Origin of the sequence: Rhodococcus sp. Leaf225 (genome assembly GCF_001426145.1) — a bacterium.
In the GTDB taxonomy this organism is placed as follows: domain Bacteria; phylum Actinomycetota; class Actinomycetes; order Mycobacteriales; family Mycobacteriaceae; genus Rhodococcoides.
Genome location: NZ_LMRN01000009.1, coordinates 729,052 through 747,910 on the forward strand (window position 1 = coordinate 729,052; position 18,859 = coordinate 747,910).

General features: G+C 69.8%; 18 protein-coding genes. 15 read left to right on the forward strand and 3 right to left on the reverse strand.

From position 1 onward, the window contains the following. Window positions 1–11: 11 nt before the first annotated feature. The gene (aroQ, locus tag ASG69_RS07900) at window positions 12–506 is read right to left on the reverse strand and encodes a type II 3-dehydroquinate dehydratase (protein WP_056441753.1); all 495 of its coding nucleotides are present in this window, start codon (window positions 504–506) and stop codon (window positions 12–14) included. A 32-nt stretch (window positions 507–538) separates the two neighbouring features. Between aroQ and ASG69_RS07905 the strand changes: the two genes are divergently transcribed. Beyond that, on the forward strand, window positions 539–1,831 hold the full coding sequence (locus tag ASG69_RS07905; RefSeq protein ID WP_056441755.1) for an MFS transporter: 1,293 nt from the start codon (window positions 539–541) through the stop codon (window positions 1,829–1,831). Here the strand turns inward: ASG69_RS07905 and ASG69_RS07910 are convergent. Further along, window positions 1,779–2,996 (reverse strand): MFS transporter, encoded by a 1,218-nt coding sequence (locus tag ASG69_RS07910; RefSeq protein ID WP_027504599.1) that lies wholly within the window; start codon window positions 2,994–2,996, stop codon window positions 1,779–1,781. The genes ASG69_RS07905 and ASG69_RS07910 overlap by 53 nt on opposite strands. 48 nt (window positions 2,997–3,044) lie before the next feature. On the opposite strand from ASG69_RS07910, the gene ASG69_RS07915 reads away from it, so the two are divergent. From ASG69_RS07915 to ASG69_RS07930, 4 genes are all read left to right on the forward strand, one after another. Further along, window positions 3,045–4,073 carry a substrate-binding domain-containing protein gene (locus ASG69_RS07915; RefSeq protein WP_056442371.1) on the forward strand — a complete coding sequence of 343 codons (1,029 nt, stop codon included), beginning with the start codon at window positions 3,045–3,047 and terminating at the stop codon, window positions 4,071–4,073. A gap of 111 nt (window positions 4,074–4,184) precedes the next feature. Next, complete coding sequence (locus tag ASG69_RS07920) at window positions 4,185–5,144, forward strand: lysophospholipid acyltransferase family protein (protein WP_056441758.1); 960 nt, start codon at window positions 4,185–4,187, stop codon at window positions 5,142–5,144. A 16-nt stretch (window positions 5,145–5,160) separates the two neighbouring features. Further along, entirely contained in the window at window positions 5,161–5,544 is a 384-nt protein-coding gene (locus ASG69_RS07925; RefSeq protein ID WP_056441761.1) for a MerR family transcriptional regulator, read from the forward strand. An 8-nt stretch (window positions 5,545–5,552) separates the two neighbouring features. Continuing rightward, entirely contained in the window at window positions 5,553–6,548 is a 996-nt protein-coding gene (locus ASG69_RS07930) for an aldo/keto reductase (RefSeq protein ID WP_056441764.1), read from the forward strand. A gap of 92 nt (window positions 6,549–6,640) precedes the next feature. Here the strand turns inward: ASG69_RS07930 and ASG69_RS07935 are convergent, their stop codons facing one another. After that, window positions 6,641–7,381 carry a giguanylate cyclase gene (locus tag ASG69_RS07935; protein WP_156380458.1) on the reverse strand — a complete coding sequence of 247 codons (741 nt, stop codon included), beginning with the start codon at window positions 7,379–7,381 and terminating at the stop codon, window positions 6,641–6,643. Window positions 7,382–7,626: 245 nt separating this feature from the next. On the opposite strand from ASG69_RS07935, the gene ASG69_RS07940 reads away from it, so the two are divergent. The 10 genes from ASG69_RS07940 (at window position 7,627) to ASG69_RS07985 (ending at window position 18,663) form a co-directional block, all read left to right on the forward strand. After that, entirely contained in the window at window positions 7,627–8,439 is an 813-nt protein-coding gene (locus tag ASG69_RS07940) for a TIGR03084 family metal-binding protein (protein ID WP_056441773.1), read from the forward strand. A gap of 5 nt (window positions 8,440–8,444) precedes the next feature. Beyond that, window positions 8,445–10,148, forward strand: coding sequence for an acyclic terpene utilization AtuA family protein (locus ASG69_RS07945; RefSeq protein ID WP_056442375.1), 1,704 nt, complete (start codon window positions 8,445–8,447; stop codon window positions 10,146–10,148). Continuing rightward, window positions 10,145–11,293 (forward strand): acyl-CoA dehydrogenase family protein, encoded by a 1,149-nt coding sequence (locus tag ASG69_RS07950; protein ID WP_027504606.1) that lies wholly within the window; start codon window positions 10,145–10,147, stop codon window positions 11,291–11,293. The genes ASG69_RS07945 and ASG69_RS07950 overlap by 4 nt, the downstream gene beginning before the upstream one ends. Further along, window positions 11,290–12,888: an acyl-CoA carboxylase subunit beta gene (locus ASG69_RS07955; protein ID WP_027504607.1), complete on the forward strand. Its 1,599-nt coding sequence runs from the start codon at window positions 11,290–11,292 to the stop codon at window positions 12,886–12,888. Before ASG69_RS07950 ends, ASG69_RS07955 begins: the two co-directional genes overlap by 4 nt. Window positions 12,889–12,893: 5 nt before the next feature. Next, window positions 12,894–14,864, forward strand: coding sequence for an acetyl/propionyl/methylcrotonyl-CoA carboxylase subunit alpha (locus ASG69_RS07960; protein WP_056442379.1), 1,971 nt, complete (start codon window positions 12,894–12,896; stop codon window positions 14,862–14,864). Then, entirely contained in the window at window positions 14,861–16,021 is a 1,161-nt protein-coding gene (locus ASG69_RS07965) for an acyl-CoA dehydrogenase family protein (RefSeq protein ID WP_027504609.1), read from the forward strand. The genes ASG69_RS07960 and ASG69_RS07965 overlap by 4 nt, the downstream gene beginning before the upstream one ends. Beyond that, entirely contained in the window at window positions 16,021–16,869 is an 849-nt protein-coding gene (locus tag ASG69_RS07970) for an enoyl-CoA hydratase family protein (RefSeq protein ID WP_082544318.1), read from the forward strand. The genes ASG69_RS07965 and ASG69_RS07970 overlap by 1 nt, the downstream gene beginning before the upstream one ends. A 5-nt stretch (window positions 16,870–16,874) precedes the next feature. Beyond that, the gene (locus ASG69_RS07975; protein WP_056442382.1) at window positions 16,875–17,546 is read left to right on the forward strand and encodes a TetR/AcrR family transcriptional regulator; all 672 of its coding nucleotides are present in this window, start codon (window positions 16,875–16,877) and stop codon (window positions 17,544–17,546) included. Window positions 17,547–17,611: 65 nt separating this feature from the next. Next, window positions 17,612–18,145, forward strand: a complete 534-nt coding sequence (locus ASG69_RS07980) for a DUF3558 domain-containing protein (protein WP_056441777.1) — start codon at window positions 17,612–17,614, stop codon at window positions 18,143–18,145. After that, on the forward strand, window positions 18,142–18,663 hold the full coding sequence (locus tag ASG69_RS07985; RefSeq protein ID WP_056441779.1) for a DUF3558 domain-containing protein: 522 nt from the start codon (window positions 18,142–18,144) through the stop codon (window positions 18,661–18,663). Before ASG69_RS07980 ends, ASG69_RS07985 begins: the two co-directional genes overlap by 4 nt. The last annotated feature ends 196 nt before the right edge of the window (window positions 18,664–18,859 follow it).

The following is an 18,859-nucleotide window of genomic DNA, read 5'->3' on the forward strand; positions in this document are numbered from 1 at the left end:
CGACGTGATGGTCAGGACGTGCGGGCGCAGATCTCGTCGACGGCGTAGCGGTACCCGCGGACGCCGCACCCGGCGATCACCGACACGGCGATCCCCGAGACGAAGCTGTGGTGTCGGAACTCCTCGCGGGCGTGCACGTTCGAGATGTGGATCTCGACGACGGGGATCTCGGGCACGACCAGAGCATCGCGCAGAACGACGGACGTGTGGGTCAGACCGCCCGGGTTGATGACGATTCCCGACGCCGTCCCGCGCGCCTCGTGAATCCAGTCGATCAACGCGCCCTCGTGATTGGACTGCTCGGCGCGGACAGTGCGTCCGTGGCGTTCCGCGGTCTCGCGGCACAGAGCGACCACGTCGTCGAGCGTCTCGGTACCGTAGACCTCGGGTTGGCGGGTTCCGAGCATGTTCAGGTTCGGACCGTTGAGCACCAGGATGGGCAGCGGGGAGGCCGGAGGCCGGCCGTCGTCAGGCAGCGTGTCGTGGTGGGCGTGACCGTGGGTCATGGGTGCGGACTCTACCCGGGAGACTGAGCAGCATGCGCGCGTGGATCGTCTGGGGAACAGGTGTCCTCGCCTACATCGTCGGCGTCCTGCATCGCACGTCGTTCGGTGTGTCGGGGCTCGACGCGGCGGATCGGTACGCCGCGAGTCCGTCGGTGCTGTCGTCGTTCGTCGTCCTGCAGGTCGTCGTCTACGCGGCCATGCAGATCCCCGCGGGAGTGCTGCTCGACAGGGTGGGTCCGCGCGCGATGATCGTCACGGGAGCGCTGGTCATGGCGTCGGGGCAGATGATCCTGGCGTTCACCGACTCGCTGCCGGTGGCGGTGGCGGCCCGTGCCGTCGTGGGTGTCGGTGATGCGCTGACGTTCATCTCGGTGCTGCGGCTGGTGCCGAAATGGTTCGCGCCCCGCCGGGTTCCGCTGGTCTCGCAGCTGACGGGCATCTTCGGGCAGGTCGGGCAGGTGCTGTCCGCGGTGCCGTTCCTGACGCTGCTGCACGGCGGGGGGTGGTCCGTCGCCTACGGCGCGGCCGCGGGCAGCGGGGTGGTGGTCGCGCTGGCCGCATTCCTCGCCGTCTCGAACTCGCCCGATCCCGGACCCGGCAGCGCGCCGCGGGTGACGTTCCGCGAGACGGTGCGCAACATCTCCGTCGTCTGGTCACGGCCCGGTACCCGGCTCGGCTTCTTCTCCCACATGGGGACGCAGTTCTCCATCACCGTGTTCGCGCTGATGTGGGGAGTGCCCTACCTCAGTTCGGCGCAGGGGGTGTCGTCCGCAGTGGTGGGCGCGCTGCTCACCACGTCGGTGGTGTCGGCCATCGTGTCGGGCATCGTCGTCGGCATCCTGACGGGGCGTTATCCCATGCGTCGGTCGTGGATGGTGCTGGCGATCATGGCCAGCAACGCCCTCATGTGGGCGGTGGTGCTCGCTCTTCCGGGACCCGCGCCGACGTGGCTGCTCTTCGTCCTGGTGATCGTCATCTCGGTCGGTGGCCCGGGGTCGGCCATCGGCTTCGACTACGCGCGCACGTTCAACCCGTCGGTCGCGCTCGGCACCGCCCAGGGCATGGTGAACATCGGCGGATTCCTCGCATCGCTGCTGGTGATGCAGGCCATGGGCGCCATTCTGAACGCGATGGGCGGCTACACCTTCGAGGCGTTCCGCGTCGCATGGCTCACGCAGTACGCGGTCTGGGCCGTGGCGGCGACGGGTGTGCTGGTGGCCCGCCGCAAGACCCGTCGCGACGCGGGGATCTCGCCCCGGACCTGGCGTGAGGTCAGGGAGCGGATGCGGTCGCAGCGACCGGCACGGGAGCCGTCGGAGCCGTGAAGGCCGACCGCCCGGCGAGGACCCCGAGCAGTGCCAGCAGCATGGTGACGGCCGCGAAGACCAGCACCGCCGTCACCGACAGGGTGTCGACGATGCCGCCGCCCACCAGGGCACCCGTCGCGATGGCCACCTGGAAGGTCACGACGTAGATCGCCGACGCGCGGTCCGCCGCGGCCCCGGCCGGTGCCGAGTGCAGGACGGCCGACTGGATGCACACCGGGATGGTGGTGAAGGCCATGCCCCACAGAGCGATGGCGACGATCGCCAGCACGCCGGATCCGGTGGACAGCGCCAGGACCAGCGCCGCGAGCGCGGTGGTGATGGCGGTGAGGACGACGATCGTCGAGCGCCACGGACCGCGGTCGTACGTGCGACCGATGAGCCAGATGCCGGCGACGCCGGCGAGTCCGTAGACGAACAGCATGGTCGAGAGCACGCTCCCCGATGTGCCGATGCCCTCGCCGACCACGAGCGCGAAGTACGTGTAGCCGGCGAAATGGCCCAGCGCGGCGAGGAACGTGATGCCGCACAGCAGGACGAGCACCCGGCTGATGCCGGGGCGCGACGTGGCCGTGGTGGCGACCGGAGTCGCGACCGGGAGAGCGGGCAGCAACCGGGTCAGGGCGACGGTGATGGCCAGCGCGACGACGCCGAGCGTCGCGGCGGCGACGCGCCAGTGCGTCCACTGTCCGAGGGCGGCGGTCAGCGGATTGCCCGCGACGAGTGCCAACGACGTCCCGGCGTAGACGAGCGCGATCGCCTTCGCGCGCTTGCCCGGTGCGGCGAGTGACGCCGCGACCGGAGCCACCACGGCCCAGAACACACCGTGGGTGGCCGCGCAGATCAGTCGTGCTCCGACCAGCATCGGATAGCCGACGGACACCGCCGACACGAGTTGCGACACCGCGAGTGCGCCGGCGGTGATGACGACGACCTTGCGACGGTCCCACGACTTCACCGCTGCCATCAGCGGCAACGTGATCACGGCGACCGCGTACGCGTAGAAGGTCAGCAGCAGCCCGATGGCCGATTCGCCGACACCGAGGTCGGCGGACATCTCGGGGAGCAGTCCCACCGGCAGCGTCTCCGCCGTGACGTAGATGAACGCGGTCGCGCCGAGGACGAGCAGAGCGGGCGTGTTCGCGCGCGGAGGTGCCGTGGACATGCTGTGTAACGATACACACGGACGGGGGTGGGCGATAGAGTGGCGATGATGACCTCGCACACACGCGTCACCATGGCCGACGTCGCGGCGGCGGCCGGCGTCTCGGTCATGAGCGTGTCCTACGCGTACGGGCGGCCGGAGCGGGTCTCGGACGAGACGCGGGCGAAGGTGGTCGACGCCGCCGAGCGACTCGGCTACACCGGCCCGCACCGGGGCGCGCAGTCGCTCCGCAGCGGCCGCAGCAACAACCTCGCCGTGCTTCTGACGGAGAAGCTGACGTACGCGTTCGACGACCCGCAGGCCCGCCGGTTCCTGTCCGGAGTGGCCGACGCGTGCCTCGACACCGACACCGGCCTGGTGATCCTGCCGAACACGCGCGTCGCCCGCGACGTCGACCGGGTGCGCGACGCCGCCGTGGACGGGTACGTCTTCTGGACCACGGTCACCGGGGACCCATTGCTCGACGCCGCCGTCGCCACCGGGCGACCCGTGTGCGTGCAGGGCGGTCCGGAGCACGACGGCACGACGTTGGTCAGCATCGACGACGCCGCCGCGGCCGAGGCGGTCGCCCTGATCGCCCTCGCGGGTGCCGCGCGACCGCTGGTGCTCGCTTTTCCTGCCGACGAGCATCGGGAGCGGCGCCTCGTGCACGGACCGGATCCGGAGACGATCGACTTCCCGGTGACGAGGAACCGTCTGCGGGGCTACCGCGCGGCTGCCGAGGCGCTGGGGCTCGACTGGTCCGCGGTGCCCGTCGCGTTCGGCACCGGCAGCTTCCGCTCGGAGGGGACGCGCGCGATGCAGGATCACCTGGACGCGCTGCCGGACACGGTGCTGGCGATGAGTGACGAGATGGCGCTCGGGGCATTGTCGGTGGTGCGGGACCGCGGCCTGCAGGTGCCGGGCGACCTGGCGATGGTCGGGTGGGACGACACCGAGGAAGCGGCGGGCGCAGGGCTGACGACGGTGGCCCAGTCGCTGTACGAGCAGGGGCGCAGCGCTGCGCGGGCCGTGCTCGCGGGTGAGCCCGTCGCGACACCGGAGTGGCACGTCGTGCGGCGGACCTCGACGAGGTGAGGCGAGCGAGGCTGCACACGAACCACCGCCCCGGGGGCGGATGTGCTGATTCGTCACGGCCTGTGTGCAACCGGGGTACGGCGCATCTGACCGTGCAGTAGGTTCGGCCTCATGAGTGGCGCCGATCACACAGACGTTTCCCCTACCGACCATCGCGATCCCGAGCTGCAGGACCAGGCCGAGCGGGTCGCCGCCGCGGCCCGGCTGACGATGAAGGACAAGCGCGAGAACGCGTCCGGTGGACTCGGCGGCCTGGTCGCTTCGCGCGCCGGCGACTGGGACCTCACGGACCAGGACGTCGACAGCATGCGGCGCCAGGAGAAGTTCTGGAACCCGCTCGTCGACAAGTACTTCCGCATGGAGATCGACGGGTGGGAGACCATCCCGCCGCCACCGGTGCTGCTGGTCGGCGTGCATTCGGGTGCACCGTTCGTGTGGGACGCCTGGACGGTGGGGGCGCAGTGGTGGCGACGGTTCGGCCCGTCACGCACGCTGCACGGCACCGCGCACGATGCGCTGATGGCCTTCCCCCTCATCGGCACGGTGTTCCGGTCGATGGGTGTGCTGCCCGCTGCTCCAGACTCGATGTCCACGGCACTGGCCGAGGGGCGCGACGTCATCGTGTGGCCCGGAGGTGAGGTCGACTCGCTGCGACCGTGGAGCGAACGTGACGTCGCCACCCTCGGCGGGCGCACCGGCTTCATCAAGCTCGCCATCCGCTGCGGGGTGCCGATCGTGCCGATCGCCACCGTCGGCGGTGCCGACGCCATGCCCGTGCTGGTCCGCGGTGACAAGCTCTCGAAGATGTTGGGGCTGGACAAGATCGCGCGACTCAAGGTGTTCCCCATCGCCGTGTCGCTGCCGTGGATCATCGCGCCGGCCGCACTTCCGCAGATCCCGCTGCCCGCCAAGATCCGGACCCGTTTCATGCCGCCCGTCGAGGTGGATCACGATCTCGCCCGCGTGGACGACGAGGAGTACGTGGAGGCCAAGTACGAGGAGGTGCGGCGCTCCATCCAGTCGGGCATGGACGCGCTCGCCACCAAGAGGAAGTTCCCGCTCTTCCGCTGATGCCTAAGCTGACGGGGTGAGTCACAGCATCGCGGAGGCGTCCGAGCAGACCGGGCTGACCATCGACACGCTGCGGTACTACGAGCGTGACGGGTTGCTCCTGCGCGCGGTGCCGCGGTCGTCCACCGGACAGCGCCGCTACAGCGACGACGACATCACGTGGATCGTCCTCATCACCCGACTGCGCGCCACCGGGATGTCGATCGCGGAGGTGCGGCACTACGCCGACCTGGTGCGTCAGGGCGAGGGGACGGAGCAGCAGCGGCTCGACGCCCTCCGCGCGCATCGGGAACGGGTGCTGGCGCAGCTCGCCGAGGTGACCGGCCATCTGCGCGCGATCGACCACAAGATCGAGCTCTACGTCGGCAGGCTTGACCTGGAGCGCACTCCAGCACGTTGAGTGGGGGCATGACGCTCACCTCACGCACCCTCGGTACGCAGTCCCCTCTCACCGTCTCCGCCCTCGGCCTCGGCTGCATGGGTATGTCCGAGTTCTACGGCGACACCGACCGCGCCTCCGGCATCGCCACCATCCACCGCGCTCTCGAACTCGGTGTGACCTTCCTCGACACGGCCGACATGTACGGCCCGTTCGTCAACGAGGAGCTGGTCGGCGAGGCCATCGCCGGCCGTCGGGACCAGGTGGTGCTCGCCACCAAGTTCGGCAACGAGCGACTCGCCGACGGCACCCGTCTCGGCATCAACGGCACCCCCGAGTACGTTCGCGCGGCCTGCGACGCGTCGTTGTCGCGGCTCGGTGTCGACCACATCGACCTGTACTACCAGCACCGCGTCGACAAGTCGGTCCCCATCGAGGACACGGTCGGCGCGATGGCGGAGCTGGTGCAGGCGGGCAAGGTGCGCCATCTCGGGATGTCCGAGGCGTCGGCCGCGACCATCCGCCGGGCGCACGCAGTGCACCCGATCACGGCCGTGCAGACCGAGTACTCCCTGTTCACGCGGGATCTCGAGGAGGCCGTGCTCCCGACGCTCCGTGAGCTCGGCATCGGGTTGGTCCCGTATTCGCCGCTCGGTCGCGGGCTGTTGACCGGCGCCATCGCACACGAGTCGGAGTTGGCGGAGAAGGACTCGCGCCGCACCGCGTACTTCCCGCGGTTCCAGGGCGAGGCGCTCGAGGCGAACCTGACGCTCGTGGCGCGCATCCGTGAGATCGCGGACCGGCTGGGATGCACGCCCGGTCAGCTGGCTCTGGCGTGGGTGCTGGCACAGGGCGAGGACGTCGCGCCGATCCCCGGAACCAAGCGCGTGCGCTACCTCGAGGAGAACGTGGCAGCGGCGGACGTCGCGGTGACGCAGGAGATCCTCGACGAACTCGAGGCAGCGGTGCCCGCATCGGCCGTGGCCGGAGCACGCTACGGAGACATGTCCAGCATCGACGAGTGAGCCCCGAGGCCACCCCCCCACCGCGAGTACGTCGACAGTGTCGTGGTTCCAGTCGCGATCGCGACACCACGGACGTACTCGCGGAGAGTGGCTCAGGACTGGTCGAGCCGCACCGCTCGCACGAACGTGTAGAGCAGTGCGGGAACGGCGATGACCAGTGACATGACCGGTGCCCACACGACCAGCGCGCCCAGCGGGGGAACGTCCTCGAACAGCATGTTGTAGCCGATGATGGACGTGACGGCGACACCGGCGATCGCGATGTGAGTGGCCAGCATCCAGCGATCGAGGAAGACACCGGCGAACAGGCCGAGCACCACGAAGAAGGTGGTCTTCCCGACGGCGTAGGCGGGCGGCATGTCGGCGCTGAGGTTCGCGGCGAGGATGCCCAGGTTGGACAGAACGACGAAGGCGAAGGCGGTGTGCAGCCGCGGCCACGAGGTCACCGTCCACCAGAGAGCGGCGGCGAACGCGAAGGCCGCGCAGCCGATCTGCACGCCCACCGTGAACGTGGTGGTGCCGCCGAAGCCGTACAGGATCTCGAGGGTGGCGCACACGCCCATCGACGCGGTGAAGAACGCGATGATCCACCGCACGACGCGCTGATCGGTGAACGACGACATGAGGCCGACGATCCACTCGTAGCGAGCCTCGAGTTCGCCGATCGGCTCGTCGTCGTCGTACCGGGGTTCGTCGTACCCGGTCTCGTCGTGCCGCACCGGTTCCGGCACCGGGTACTCGGCTCGGGGTCCGACGCCCGGACTGAAGGCCGTGGTGAAGGCGCCCGGCGCGCTGTAGGCCTGCCCCGGTCGTCCGTCTCGTGCACTGACCATGTCGGGTCCCGTTCCCTTCGGTGCCCGCATTCGCGGGCGGCCTCGTCCCGCCCGGCGTGTCGCGAGCGTCGTGATGGGTGTCGTGCGGTAAAGCGTCCAACCGCCTGTGGGATTCACCGTAAACCAGGCTTTCGGACCTGCGCTGCGGATGGATGGTGCCACGGATTGTTTTGGAGTTCGTCACAACGTTCAAGAACAAGCAAGCATGCTTGCTTTTTTGGCCCGCGGGTGCGACCGTTCCAGGCATGGCTGCTCTCGAGGTGTTGCTGCAGGACCTGCGTGCGGAGGGCGACGCGCTGGACGCGCTGGTCGCCGATGCCGACGACTCCGCGTGGCGCACGGACACCCCGGCGGCCGGCTGGACGGTGGCGCATCAGATCGCTCACCTGCACTGGACCGACCACGTCGCCGCGCTGACGACGGCCGGCGCCTCCGGTGACGAGGACGCCGAAGCGGCCTTCGACGCGGTGATCGCCGACGCGATGGGCAGTCCGGACTCGTTCGTGGACTCCGCTGCCGACGCACTCGCCGGAGAGCAGGTCAGCACCCTGTTGTCGCGATGGCGGCTCGGCCGAGTGCAACTGCTCGACGTCCTGACACACGTGCCCGACGGCGTGAAGATCCGCTGGTTCGGCCCGCCGATGAGCGCGATGTCGATGGCCACCGCGCGCATCATGGAGACCTGGGCACACGGTCAGGACGTCGCGGACGCACTCGGCGTGGTACGCGAACCCACGGCTCGGCTGCGTCACGTCGCGCACATCGGCGTACGCACCCGCGACTTCGCCTACGCGATCCGCGGCCTGACGCCGCCGTCGGCACCGTTCCGCGTCGTGCTCACCGCTCCCGACGGGAGTGAGTGGTCGTGGGGGCCGGAGGACGCGGAGCAGAGTGTCACGGGTTCCGCTTTGGACTTCTGCCTGCTCGTCACGCAGCGCGTGCACCGTGACGACACCGACCTCGTGGCCGGCGGCGACGACGCGGCGACGTGGCTGGGTCTCGCGCAGGCGTTCGCGGGGGCCCCCGGCGGTGGCCGGGACGTGCGGGTGGCGTCGTGACGGAGATGATCAGGGTCGGGAACTGCTCCGGCTTCTACGGTGACCGCGCGTCGGCCATGCGCGAGATGCTCGACGGCGGTGATCTCGACGTCCTCACGGGCGACTACCTGGCCGAGCTGACGATGCTCATTCTCGGACGCGACCGGATGAAGGATCCGACGCGCGGCTACGCCAGGACGTATCTGCGGCAGCTCGAGGAGTGCCTGGGCACTGCGCTCGACAAGGGCGTCACCCTGGTCAGTAATGCCGGTGGGTTGGCGCCCGCACGACTGGCGGACGAGATCCGGTCCCTCGCCGACCGTCTCGGTCTGACCGTCTCGGTCGCCCACGTGGAGGGAGACGATCTGCACGACCGCGCCGAGGAACTGGGCCTCGGCTCCCCGCTGACCGCCAATGCCTATCTCGGCGCCTTCGGTGTCGCGGCGTGCCTGGACGCCGGGGCGCAGGTCGTGGTCACCGGACGCGTCACGGATGCGTCGGTGGTGGTGGCCCCGGCGATCTCCCGGTTCGGGTGGACCCGCGATCACCTCGACGAACTCGCGGGCGCCGTCGTCGCCGGTCACATCATCGAATGCGGAACCCAGGCGACCGGCGGGAACTACTCCTTCTTCGGTGAGATCGAGGATCTGCGTCGACCGGGGTTCCCCCTCGCGGAGATCCGGTCGGACGGGTCGTCGGTGATCACCAAGCACGAGAACACCGGCGGCGCCGTGACGGTCGGAACGGTGACGGCGCAGTTGATGTACGAGATCACCGGCCCGCGCTACCTTGGCCCGGACGTGACCGCGCGGCTCGACACGGTGCGGGTCTCGCAGGACGGACCCGACCGCGTGCTGGTCACGGGGGCTCGCGGCGAGGCGCCGCCGCCCACCCTCAAGGTCTCCCGGAACACGCTCGGCGGGTTCCGCAACGAGATGACCTTCGTGCTCACCGGGCTCGACATCGAGGCCAAGGCCGACCTGGTGCGCACTCAGATGACCGAGGCGCTGACGCCGCCGCCGCGCGAGGTCGACTGGACTCTCGCGCGCACCGATCACCCTGACGCCGACACCGAGGAGGCCGCCAGTGCGGTGCTCCGTGTCGTCGTCCGCGACGCTGATCCGCAGCGTGTGGGTCGCGTGTTCAGCGCTGCCGCAGTGGAACTCGCGCTGGCGAGCTACCCCGGTTTCTGTGTGACGACGCCTCCGGGTCAGGGGTCGCCCTACGGCGTCTTCGAGGCCGGGTTCGTCGATCAGGCGGTGCCGCGGCACGTGGCGGTTCTCGCGGACGGCACGCGCGTCGACGTCGCACCGCCCACCGTCACCACGGCTGTCGAGGCGGACCCGTCCGACGCGCCCGCAGGCCGCCCGCCGGCCGAACCCACACGCACGCTGCCGCTCGGCACGGTGGCGGCGGCGCGCAGCGGTGACAAGGGCGGCAGCGCCAACGTCGGGGTCTGGGTGCGCGGCGACGCCGCGTGGGCCTGGCTCCGGTCGACTCTCACCACCGAGCTGGTGACGACGCTGCTCCCGGAGACGGCGGGCCTGCGCGTGCACCGGTACGAGTTCCCGCACCTGCGGGCCGTGAACATCGTCGTCGACGGGATTCTCGGAGAGGGCGTCGCATCCGGCGCTCGCTTCGATCCCCAGGCCAAGGGCCTGGGGGAGTGGCTGCGATCGCGGCACGTCCCGATACCCGAATCAGTACTCGCAGAAAGTGGACTCGCATGAGCACCTGGGGTGGCCCCGACCGAGCGCAACTCCGTAAGACGGTCCGGGGGTTCGTGGACCGGGAGGTGCTGCCGCACCTCACCGAGTGGGAGCGTGACGGCGAGATTCCCCGCAGCCTGCACCGCGCGGCAGCCGAGATCGGTCTGCTCGGGGCGCCGTTCCCGGAGGCGGTCGGCGGGGGCGGCGGCTCGCTGGTCGACGCCACGGTCATCTGCGAGGAGATGCACGAGGCGGGTGCGTCCGGCGGCCTGTTCGCGTCCTTGTTCACCTGTGGGATCGCGTTGCCGCACATGGTCGCTGCGGGCAACCCTGACCACCTCGAGAAGTGGGTCCGGCCCACGCTCGACGGCGAGTTGATCGGGTCGCTGGCCATCACCGAGCCCGGCGGCGGATCCGACGTGGGGCACCTGCGCACCCGAGCGGTGCGCGACGGGGACCACTTCGTCGTCAACGGCGCGAAGACCTACATCACCTCGGGGTGCCGGGCCGACTTCGTGGTCACCGCCGTCCGCACCGGGGGAGACGGCGCGGCCGGCGTCTCGCTGCTCGTCGTCGAGCGCGGCACACCGGGATTCGAGGTGTCCCGCAAGCTCGACAAGATGGGATGGCGGGCCTCCGACACCGCCGAACTGTCGTACACCGACGTGCGCGTGCCCGTGGAGAACCTGGTGGGCCCGGAGAACTCCGGGTTCGCCCAGATCGCGCAGGCCTTCGTCTCCGAACGCGCTGCGCTGGCCGCGCAGGCCTACTCCTCGGCGCAGCGGTGCCTCGATCTGACGGTGGCGTGGACGCGGGACCGCTCGACGTTCGGCAAGCCGCTCATCGCCCGTCAGGCGGTGCAGAACACGCTCAGCGAGATGCACCGCAAGATCGACGTGGCCCGCACGTACACGCACGCACTGATCGATCGCCACGTCGAGGACGGCGACGACTGCATCGCCGAGGTGTGCTTCGCGAAGAACACCGCGGTCGAGGCCGGCGAATGGGTCGCCTCGCAGGCGGTACAGCTGTTCGGTGGACTCGGCTACATGGCCGAGAGCGAGGTCGAGCGTCAGTACCGCGACATGCGCATCATCGGCATCGGCGGCGGCACCACCGAGATCCTCACCTCGCTGGCCGCGAAGCGACTGGGGTACACCGCATGACGACTCTGACCTCCCGACTCGACAGCTCCGGTGACGCGTACGTCTCGGCCGCCGACACCATGATCGCGAAGCTCTCCGAGGTGGAGACCGAACACGCCAAGGCACTGGGCGGCGGGGGCGAGAAGTACGTCGCACGGCACCGCAGCCGCGGCAAGATGACCCCGCGCGAGCGCATCGAGATGCTCGTCGACCCGGACTCGCCGTTCCTCGAGCTGTGCCCGCTCGCGGCCTGGGGCACGGACTTCCCGGTCGGCGCCAGCGTGGTCGTCGGCATCGGTGTCGTCAGCGGCGTCGAGTGCCTGATCGTCGCCAACGACCCCACCGTCCGGGGCGGCACGAGCAATCCGTGGACCCTGCGGAAGACGCTGCGAGCGAACGACATCGCGATGCAGAACCGGCTGCCGGTCATCTCACTGGTCGAGTCCGGCGGTGCCGACCTCCCCACGCAGAAGGAGGTGTTCATCCCGGGTGGCCGCATCTTCCGTGATCTGACGCGCCTCTCCGCGGCCGGCATCCCCACCATCGCCCTCGTGTTCGGCAACTCCACCGCCGGCGGCGCCTACATCCCCGGCATGTCCGATCACGTCGTCATGATCGAGGAGCGGTCCAAGGTGTTCCTCGCCGGACCGCCGCTGGTGAAGATGGCCACCGGCGAGGAGACCGACGACGAATCGCTCGGCGGCGCCCGCATGCACGCCCGGACCTCCGGTCTCGCAGACCATCTCGCGGTGGACGAGAAGGACGCCATCCGCATCGGCCGCGGCATCGTGAAGCGGCTCAACTGGCACAAGAAGGGTCCGGCGCCGCGCACCGAGGTGCTCCCGCCCCGGTACGACGAGGAGGAACTGCTCGGTATCGTGCCGGCCGACCTCAAGATCCCGTTCGACCCACGCGACGTCATCGCGCGCATCGTCGACGACAGCGACTTCGACGAGTTCAAGCCGCTCTACGGCTCGTCTCTGGTCACCGGATGGGCGGAACTGCACGGGTATCCGGTCGGCATCCTCGCCAACGCCCGCGGCGTCCTCTTCAGTGAGGAGTCGCAGAAGGCGACGCAGTTCATCCAACTGGCGAACCGTTCGAACACGCCACTGCTGTTCCTGCACAACACCACCGGCTACATGGTGGGCAAGGAGTACGAGGAGGGCGGGATGATCAAGCACGGGTCGATGATGATCAACGCCGTCTCGAACTCCACCGTCCCGCATATCTCGGTGCTGCTCGGTGCGTCGTACGGCGCCGGGCACTACGGCATGTGCGGTCGCGCCTTCGACCCGCGCTTCCTCTTCGCCTGGCCCAGCGCCAAGTCCGCGGTCATGGGCGGTGCCCAACTCGCAGGTGTCATCTCGATCGTCTCCCGCGCCTCCGCCGAGGCCCGCGGACAGGCGTTCGACGAGGAGGCCGACGCGGGTCTGCGCGCGATGATCGAGCAGCAGATCGAGGCCGAGTCGGTTCCCATGTTCCTGTCCGGACGCCTGTACGACGACGGCGTGATCGACCCCCGAGACACCCGCACGGTGGTGGGGATGTGCCTGTCGGCCATCGCCTCCGCCCCGATCGAGGGCACCGCCAACTTCGGTGTCTTCCGGATGTGACCGTCATGACCATTTCGTCAGTACTCGTTGCCAACCGCGGCGAGATCGCCCGCCGCGTGTTCACGACCTGCCGCGCCGAGGGCATCGACACGGTCGCCGTGTTCTCCGATCCGGACTCCGCGTCACCGCACGTCGCCGACGCCGACGTCGCCGTCCGGTTGCCCGGTTCCGCGTCGTCGGAGACGTACCTCCGCGGAGATCTGATAATCGAGGCGGCGCAGCGTGCGGGCGCCGACGCGATCCACCCCGGTTACGGGTTCCTGTCCGAGAACGCGGAGTTCGCGCGCGCCGTGCAGGATGCGGGCCTCACCTGGATCGGTCCGCCGGTGAAGGCGATCGAGTCGATGGGGTCGAAGGTCGAGTCCAAGGCCATGATGCAGAGCGCCGGTGTGCCGGTGCTCGATCGGCTCGACCCCGCGTCCGTCACGCAGGACGATCTGCCGGTGCTCGTGAAGGCGTCCGCCGGTGGTGGTGGTCGCGGTATGCGCGTGGTGCATGAACTCGACGCCCTGCAGGACGAGATCGACGCGGCGTCGCGGGAGGCGCTGTCCGCCTTCGGTGACGCGACGGTCTTCTGCGAGCGCTATCTCGAGACGGGCCGCCACATCGAGGTCCAGGTCATGGCGGACCGCCACGGCACGGTGTGGGCGGTGGGCGAGCGGGAGTGCTCCATCCAACGACGCCACCAGAAGGTGGTCGAGGAGGCGCCGTCTCCGCTCGTCGAGCGCGTTCCGGGTATGCGGGAGAAGCTGTTCGAGGCGGCGCGCATCGCCACCGAGGCGCTCGACTACGAGGGGGCCGGCACCGTCGAGTTCCTCAGCGACGAGCGCGGCAACTTCTACTTCCTCGAGATGAACACGCGCCTGCAGGTCGAGCACCCGGTGACCGAGTGCACCACCGGTCTCGATCTGGTGGCACTGCAGATCCACGTCGCCGCGGGCGGCGCGCTCCCGGCCGAGCAGCCCACCACGCGCGGACACTCGATCGAAGTGCGTCTGTACGCGGAGGATCCGGCGCGCGACTGGCAGCCGCAGAGCGGCGTCGTGCACCACGTCGAGTTCGACGGAGCGCGAGAGTTCGAGGTGCTCGCGCGGACAGGCCTGCGGGTGGACTCGGGCATCGTCGACGGCAGCGTGGTGGGGACCCACTACGACCCGATGCTCGCCAAGGTGATCTCGTACGCGCCCACCCGGGAGCAGGCGGCCGGAATCCTGGCGAAAGCGCTGCTGCGCGCGCGCATTCACGGGGTGCGCACCAACCGCGACCTGCTCGTCACGGTGCTGAGACACCCCGCGTTCCTCGCGGGCGACACCGACACCGCGTTCTTCGCGACGCACGATCTGGCGGTCCTCGCTCGGCCGCTCGTCGACGACCGGGGTGTGCGGCTGTCCGCACTCGCCGCAGCGCTCGCGGACGCCGCCCGATCGAGAGAATCGGCGACGGTGGGCCGATCCCTCCCCAGCGGCTGGCGCAACCTCGCCTCCGTGCCGCAACGCAAGACGTACGCGGTGAACGGCACCGAGATCGTCGCCGAGTACCGGCTGTCGCGCGGAACGCTCGTCACCGACGTCGACGACTGCGCGCTGGTCCGGGCCGAGTCCGACCGGGTGGTGCTGCTGGCCGACGGTGTGCGACGCGAGTTCCACGTCGCGGTCCACGGCGACGCCGTGTTCGTCGACTCGTCGCTCGGACCGGTACGGCTCGAACGGGTTCCGGTGTTCGTCGATCCGAGCGAGATCGTCGCCGCCGGATCGCTGCTGGCACCGATGCCCGGCAGCGTCGTGCGGATCGGTGCTGCCGTCGGCGACACCGTCACCGCCGGCCAACCGATCCTGTGGCTCGAGGCCATGAAGATGGAACACACGATCACCGCACCCGCGGCGGGCGTGCTGACCGAGTTCACGGTCACCGTGGGACACCAGGTGGACGTCGACGCCGTACTGGCGGTCGTCGCAGCAGAAGGAGATCAGGCATGAGCTTCATCGAGACGGACGAGCAGAAGAGCCTCCGCGCCGCGGTGGCCGGACTGGGCAAGCGCCACAACTACATCGACTACGTGCTGCCCAAGGCACGCAAGGGTGAGGCACTCACCGAACTGTGGCACGAGGCCGGGCAGTTGGGTTTCCTCGGGGTGAACCTCCCCGAGGAGTACGGCGGCGGCGGTGCCGGCATCTACGAGCTCGCACTGGTCCAGGAGGAGATGTCCTCGTTCGGTGCGGGCCTGCTGCTCGTGGTCGTCAGCCCGGCGATCTGCGGCACCATCATCGCGAAGTACGGCACCCCCGAGCAGAAGCAGTCCTGGCTGCCCCGCCTCTCGGACGGCTCCGCGATCATGGCGTTCGGCATCACCGAGCCCGACGCCGGCTCCAACTCCCACCAGATCACCACCACCGCGCGACGCGACGGTGACGAGTGGGTGCTGCGCGGCAGCAAGATCTACATCTCCGGCGTCGACCAGGCCGACGCGGTGCTCATCGTCTCCCGTACGGAGGACGCGAAGACCGGGAAGCTGAAGCCGGCGCTGTTCATCGTGCCGACCGATGCACCGGGCCTGAACAAGACGCAGATGCGCATGGACATCATCGAGCCCGATCATCAGTTCACGCTGTTCCTCGACGACGTCCGGCTGCCGGCCGAGGCGCTGGTCGGTGAGCCCGACGCGGCGCTGATGCAGTTGTTCGCGGGTCTCAACCCCGAGCGCATCCTCGGTGCGGCGATGGCCGTCGGCATGGGCCGCTACGCCCTCGACGCCGCGGTGAAGTACGCGAACGAGCGCACCGTGTGGAAGAGCCCCATCGGGGCGCACCAGGGAATCGCGCATCCGTTGGCGCAATGCAAGATCGAGCTCGAACTGGCGAAGCTGATGATGCAGAAGGCCGCGGTGCTCTACGACAGCGGTGACGATTTCGGTGCGGCGGAAGCGGCCAACATGGCGAAGTACGCGGCCGCCGAGGCCAGCATCAAGGCCATCGACCAGGCCATCCAGACGCACGGCGGCGCAGGCCTGACCGAGGAGTACGGCCTCGCGTCCATGCTCGGTGCGGCGCGCATCGCCCGCGTGGCTCCCGTCAGTCGGGAGATGATCCTGAACTTCGTGTCCCAGCACTCGCTGGGCCTGCCGAAGAGCTACTGATGGCGGGCAGGCCGGAGGCCGGTCGGGGCCAGGGCAGGCCGGAGGCCGGTCGGGGCGACGGACCACCTGTGCGGGTCGATCGGTCGGAGGGCGTGGTGACTCTGACACTCGACACCCCGCACAATCGCAACGCCCTCTCCACCGCCCTGGTCGACGACCTGACGGCGGGGCTCCGCGACGCGGGCGCGGATCGGGACGTCCGCGCCGTGGTCCTCACCCACACCGGCGGAACGTTCTGTGCTGGTGCCGATCTCACGGAGGCGGGCAGTTCGGTCTCCTCGCGCACCGAGCAGATGCTGACGCTGCTGCGGGCGATCCTCGAGACGCCGAAGCCAGTGATCGGCAGGATCGACGGGCATGTGCGTGCCGGCGGTATGGGCCTCGTGGGCGCGTGCGATCTGGTGGTGGCCGGGCCGAGGAGTTCGTTCGCGCTGACGGAGGCGCGGCTGGGGTTGGCCGCGTCCATCGTCTCCTTGACGGTGGTGCCGAGGATGACCTCGCGTGCGGCGAGCCGGTACTTCCTGACGACGGAGACGTTCGGCGCGCACGAGGCGGAGGCCATCGGGCTCGTCACCGAGGCTGCGGCCGACACCGGGGCCACGGTGGCCGAACTCGTCGCGGCGATCCGTCCGTCGTCACCGCAGGGTCTCGCGGCGTCGAAACGCCTCACCACCGCCGCGATGCTCGAGGAGTTCGACCGCCGGGGCGCGGACCTGGCGGAGGAGTCCGCGAGGCTGTTCGCTTCGGACGAGGCGCGGGAGGGGATGATGGCCTTTCTGCAGAAGCGCAGCCCGTCGTGGGCCGCACCGGCGGAGTCGTCCGGCGCCGCTGTGGGGAAGGAGACGTGACGGCCATGACCGTGCCCACTCGTCACCGGGTCGGTGACACCCGCAGCCCGAAGCAGGATCGCAGCCGCGCCACGCGACTGCGACTGCTCGAGTCCACGATCGACGCGCTTGCCACCGAGGGATGGGCGGCGACGACGGTCGCCGTCGTGGCCGAGCGGGCCGGCGTCTCTCGCGGTGCCACCCAGCATCACTTCCCGACGCGGGAGGACCTCATCACCGCGGCGCTCGAGTACATGTTCGACACGCGCATGGGGGAGGCGCGAGCCGAGAGCAGTGCGCTCCCGCAGGGCGCCGGCCGCACCGAGGCCGTCGTCACGCGCTTGGTGGACTACTACACGAGCCCCATCTTCCGGGCCGCGCTGCAGGTCTGGACCGCCGCGGCCGCGGATCCCGAGATGCGAGCCCGGGTCCTGCCTCTCGAGGAGAAGTTCGGTCGCGTGGCGCACCGCACGGCGGTCGATCACCTCGGCGCCGACGACAGTGATCCGCGCACCCACCGACTCGTGCAGGCCACCCTCGACCTGGCCCGCGGGCTCGGTCTCGCCGACGTGCTCAGCGACGACTCGCGCCGCCGCGCCGAGATCGTGAAGGTGTGGGCCTCGGTGCTCGACGCCTCCCTGGCCCTCGATACCACCACCGGCACCGGCACCCCCGCGAGTACGTCCGAACTGTCGTGATCGGCGCTCGCATCACGGCACTTTCGGCGTACTCGCGACAGTCCGCACTCCGATAAGCTGCCGCCATGAACTCCGTGCGGTGGGCCGGCGTGGCAGCAGTGGTGCTGCTCGGGCTCACCGGTTGCGGATCCGACTCCGATGCCGCCACCGACGACGCGCCGTCCACGTCCGCGTCGCAGGGACCCGGCCCGTTCTTCGGCGTCTGCGGCGGTCTGTCGGACGAGGAGGTCCGCACTGCGTTCGCCGTGCCGTCGTTCGCGATCGTGACCCGCAACTCGGTGGGCTGCGAGTGGGAGGTGTCGGGTCCGACCGGCCCGTCGGTCAGCTTCTCCTGGTACCGCGGGAGCCCGATCGGGCGTGAGCGCATGGGGTCGGAACTGATCGGCCGACCGGCCGCGGACATCGAGATCGAAGGTCGGCCGGGGTTCGAGGCGCGATCCGAGAACGCGACGGGCGTGACGTACCTCTGCGAGAACGGTCTGCAGTACGGCGACGACTTCGTCCACTTCTCCGTCATGTACGCCGACAGCGCTACCACCGCGGATCCGTGCGCCGTCGCCGAGAGTCTGATGACGCTCGTCGCGGAGCGCGCGCAGTGAGGGCCGGACGCGTGCTGGCGGCGCTGTCGGTCACCGGGGTGCTCGCCGGATGCGGGTCGACCATCGAGGGCACGCCCGTGGCAGCGGGCGTGAGTGGCGCGGACGGCGAGTTCCGCTCGCTCCTCGAGGAGTGCGACACGGTGACCCCGGAGCAGATCGCCGATGTCGTGGGCGGCGACGCCATCGACCAGGGCTTCATCGGCGCCATCTGCCGGTGGGACCTGACCGGCCCGGGCGGCGCGGTCAAGGTGACGTTCGACTGGTTCGAGACGGGGTCGCTCGCGGCCGAGCGCGAGGCGAACGAACGTATGGGGTGGACGGTGAGCGACGTCGAGGTGTCCTCGCGGAAGGCCCTCGAGATCCGTCAACCGGAGGATCCGGCATCGTGCGGCGTGGCGGCGCAGTCGCCCGATTCCGGGGTCATCGGCTGGTGGGTGCAGTATCGGCCGGGGAACCCGACCGACCCCTGTGAGTCGGCCACGCGGTTGATGCAGCTGTCGCTCAATCTGTCGGCGTGACGACGGAAGGGTGAACTCCTGTACCCGATGCAGGGGCGTTTTGACCATCAGGCGCGCCGCCGGGTACCGTTACAGGTCGTGCCCGGCCCAGCCGGTACGTCTGTGTGCCTATGCGAGGTACAGCCGTGTTCGAGTTCACCATCGAGCAAGAACCGCGGCTGCCGTGTGGGGGTATGCGACACACCCGACCGCGGGG

Excerpts from the sequence above, each read along its gene's own strand:
- ASG69_RS07920 (WP_056441758.1), top strand. The coding sequence starts at position 4,185 with ATGAGTGGCGCCGATCACACAGACGTTTCCCCTACCGACCATCGCGAT.
- ASG69_RS07980 (WP_056441777.1), top strand. The coding sequence starts at position 17,612 with ATGAACTCCGTGCGGTGGGCCGGCGTGGCAGCAGTGGTGCTGCTCGGG.
- ASG69_RS07955 (WP_027504607.1), top strand. The coding sequence starts at position 11,290 with ATGACGACTCTGACCTCCCGACTCGACAGCTCCGGTGACGCGTACGTC.
- ASG69_RS07945 (WP_056442375.1), top strand. The coding sequence starts at position 8,445 with ATGATCAGGGTCGGGAACTGCTCCGGCTTCTACGGTGACCGCGCGTCG.
- ASG69_RS07935 (WP_156380458.1), bottom strand. The coding sequence starts at position 7,381 with ATGGTCAGTGCACGAGACGGACGACCGGGGCAGGCCTACAGCGCGCCG.
- ASG69_RS07915 (WP_056442371.1), top strand. The coding sequence starts at position 3,045 with ATGACCTCGCACACACGCGTCACCATGGCCGACGTCGCGGCGGCGGCC.
- ASG69_RS07930 (WP_056441764.1), top strand. The coding sequence starts at position 5,553 with ATGACGCTCACCTCACGCACCCTCGGTACGCAGTCCCCTCTCACCGTC.
- ASG69_RS07910 (WP_027504599.1), bottom strand. The coding sequence starts at position 2,996 with ATGTCCACGGCACCTCCGCGCGCGAACACGCCCGCTCTGCTCGTCCTC.
- ASG69_RS07960 (WP_056442379.1), top strand. The coding sequence starts at position 12,894 with ATGACCATTTCGTCAGTACTCGTTGCCAACCGCGGCGAGATCGCCCGC.
- ASG69_RS07975 (WP_056442382.1), top strand. The coding sequence starts at position 16,875 with ATGACCGTGCCCACTCGTCACCGGGTCGGTGACACCCGCAGCCCGAAG.
- ASG69_RS07940 (WP_056441773.1), top strand. The coding sequence starts at position 7,627 with ATGGCTGCTCTCGAGGTGTTGCTGCAGGACCTGCGTGCGGAGGGCGAC.
- aroQ (WP_056441753.1), bottom strand. The coding sequence starts at position 506 with ATGACCCACGGTCACGCCCACCACGACACGCTGCCTGACGACGGCCGG.
- ASG69_RS07905 (WP_056441755.1), top strand. The coding sequence starts at position 539 with ATGCGCGCGTGGATCGTCTGGGGAACAGGTGTCCTCGCCTACATCGTC.
- ASG69_RS07970 (WP_082544318.1), top strand. The coding sequence starts at position 16,021 with ATGGCGGGCAGGCCGGAGGCCGGTCGGGGCCAGGGCAGGCCGGAGGCC.
- ASG69_RS07950 (WP_027504606.1), top strand. The coding sequence starts at position 10,145 with ATGAGCACCTGGGGTGGCCCCGACCGAGCGCAACTCCGTAAGACGGTC.
- ASG69_RS07965 (WP_027504609.1), top strand. The coding sequence starts at position 14,861 with ATGAGCTTCATCGAGACGGACGAGCAGAAGAGCCTCCGCGCCGCGGTG.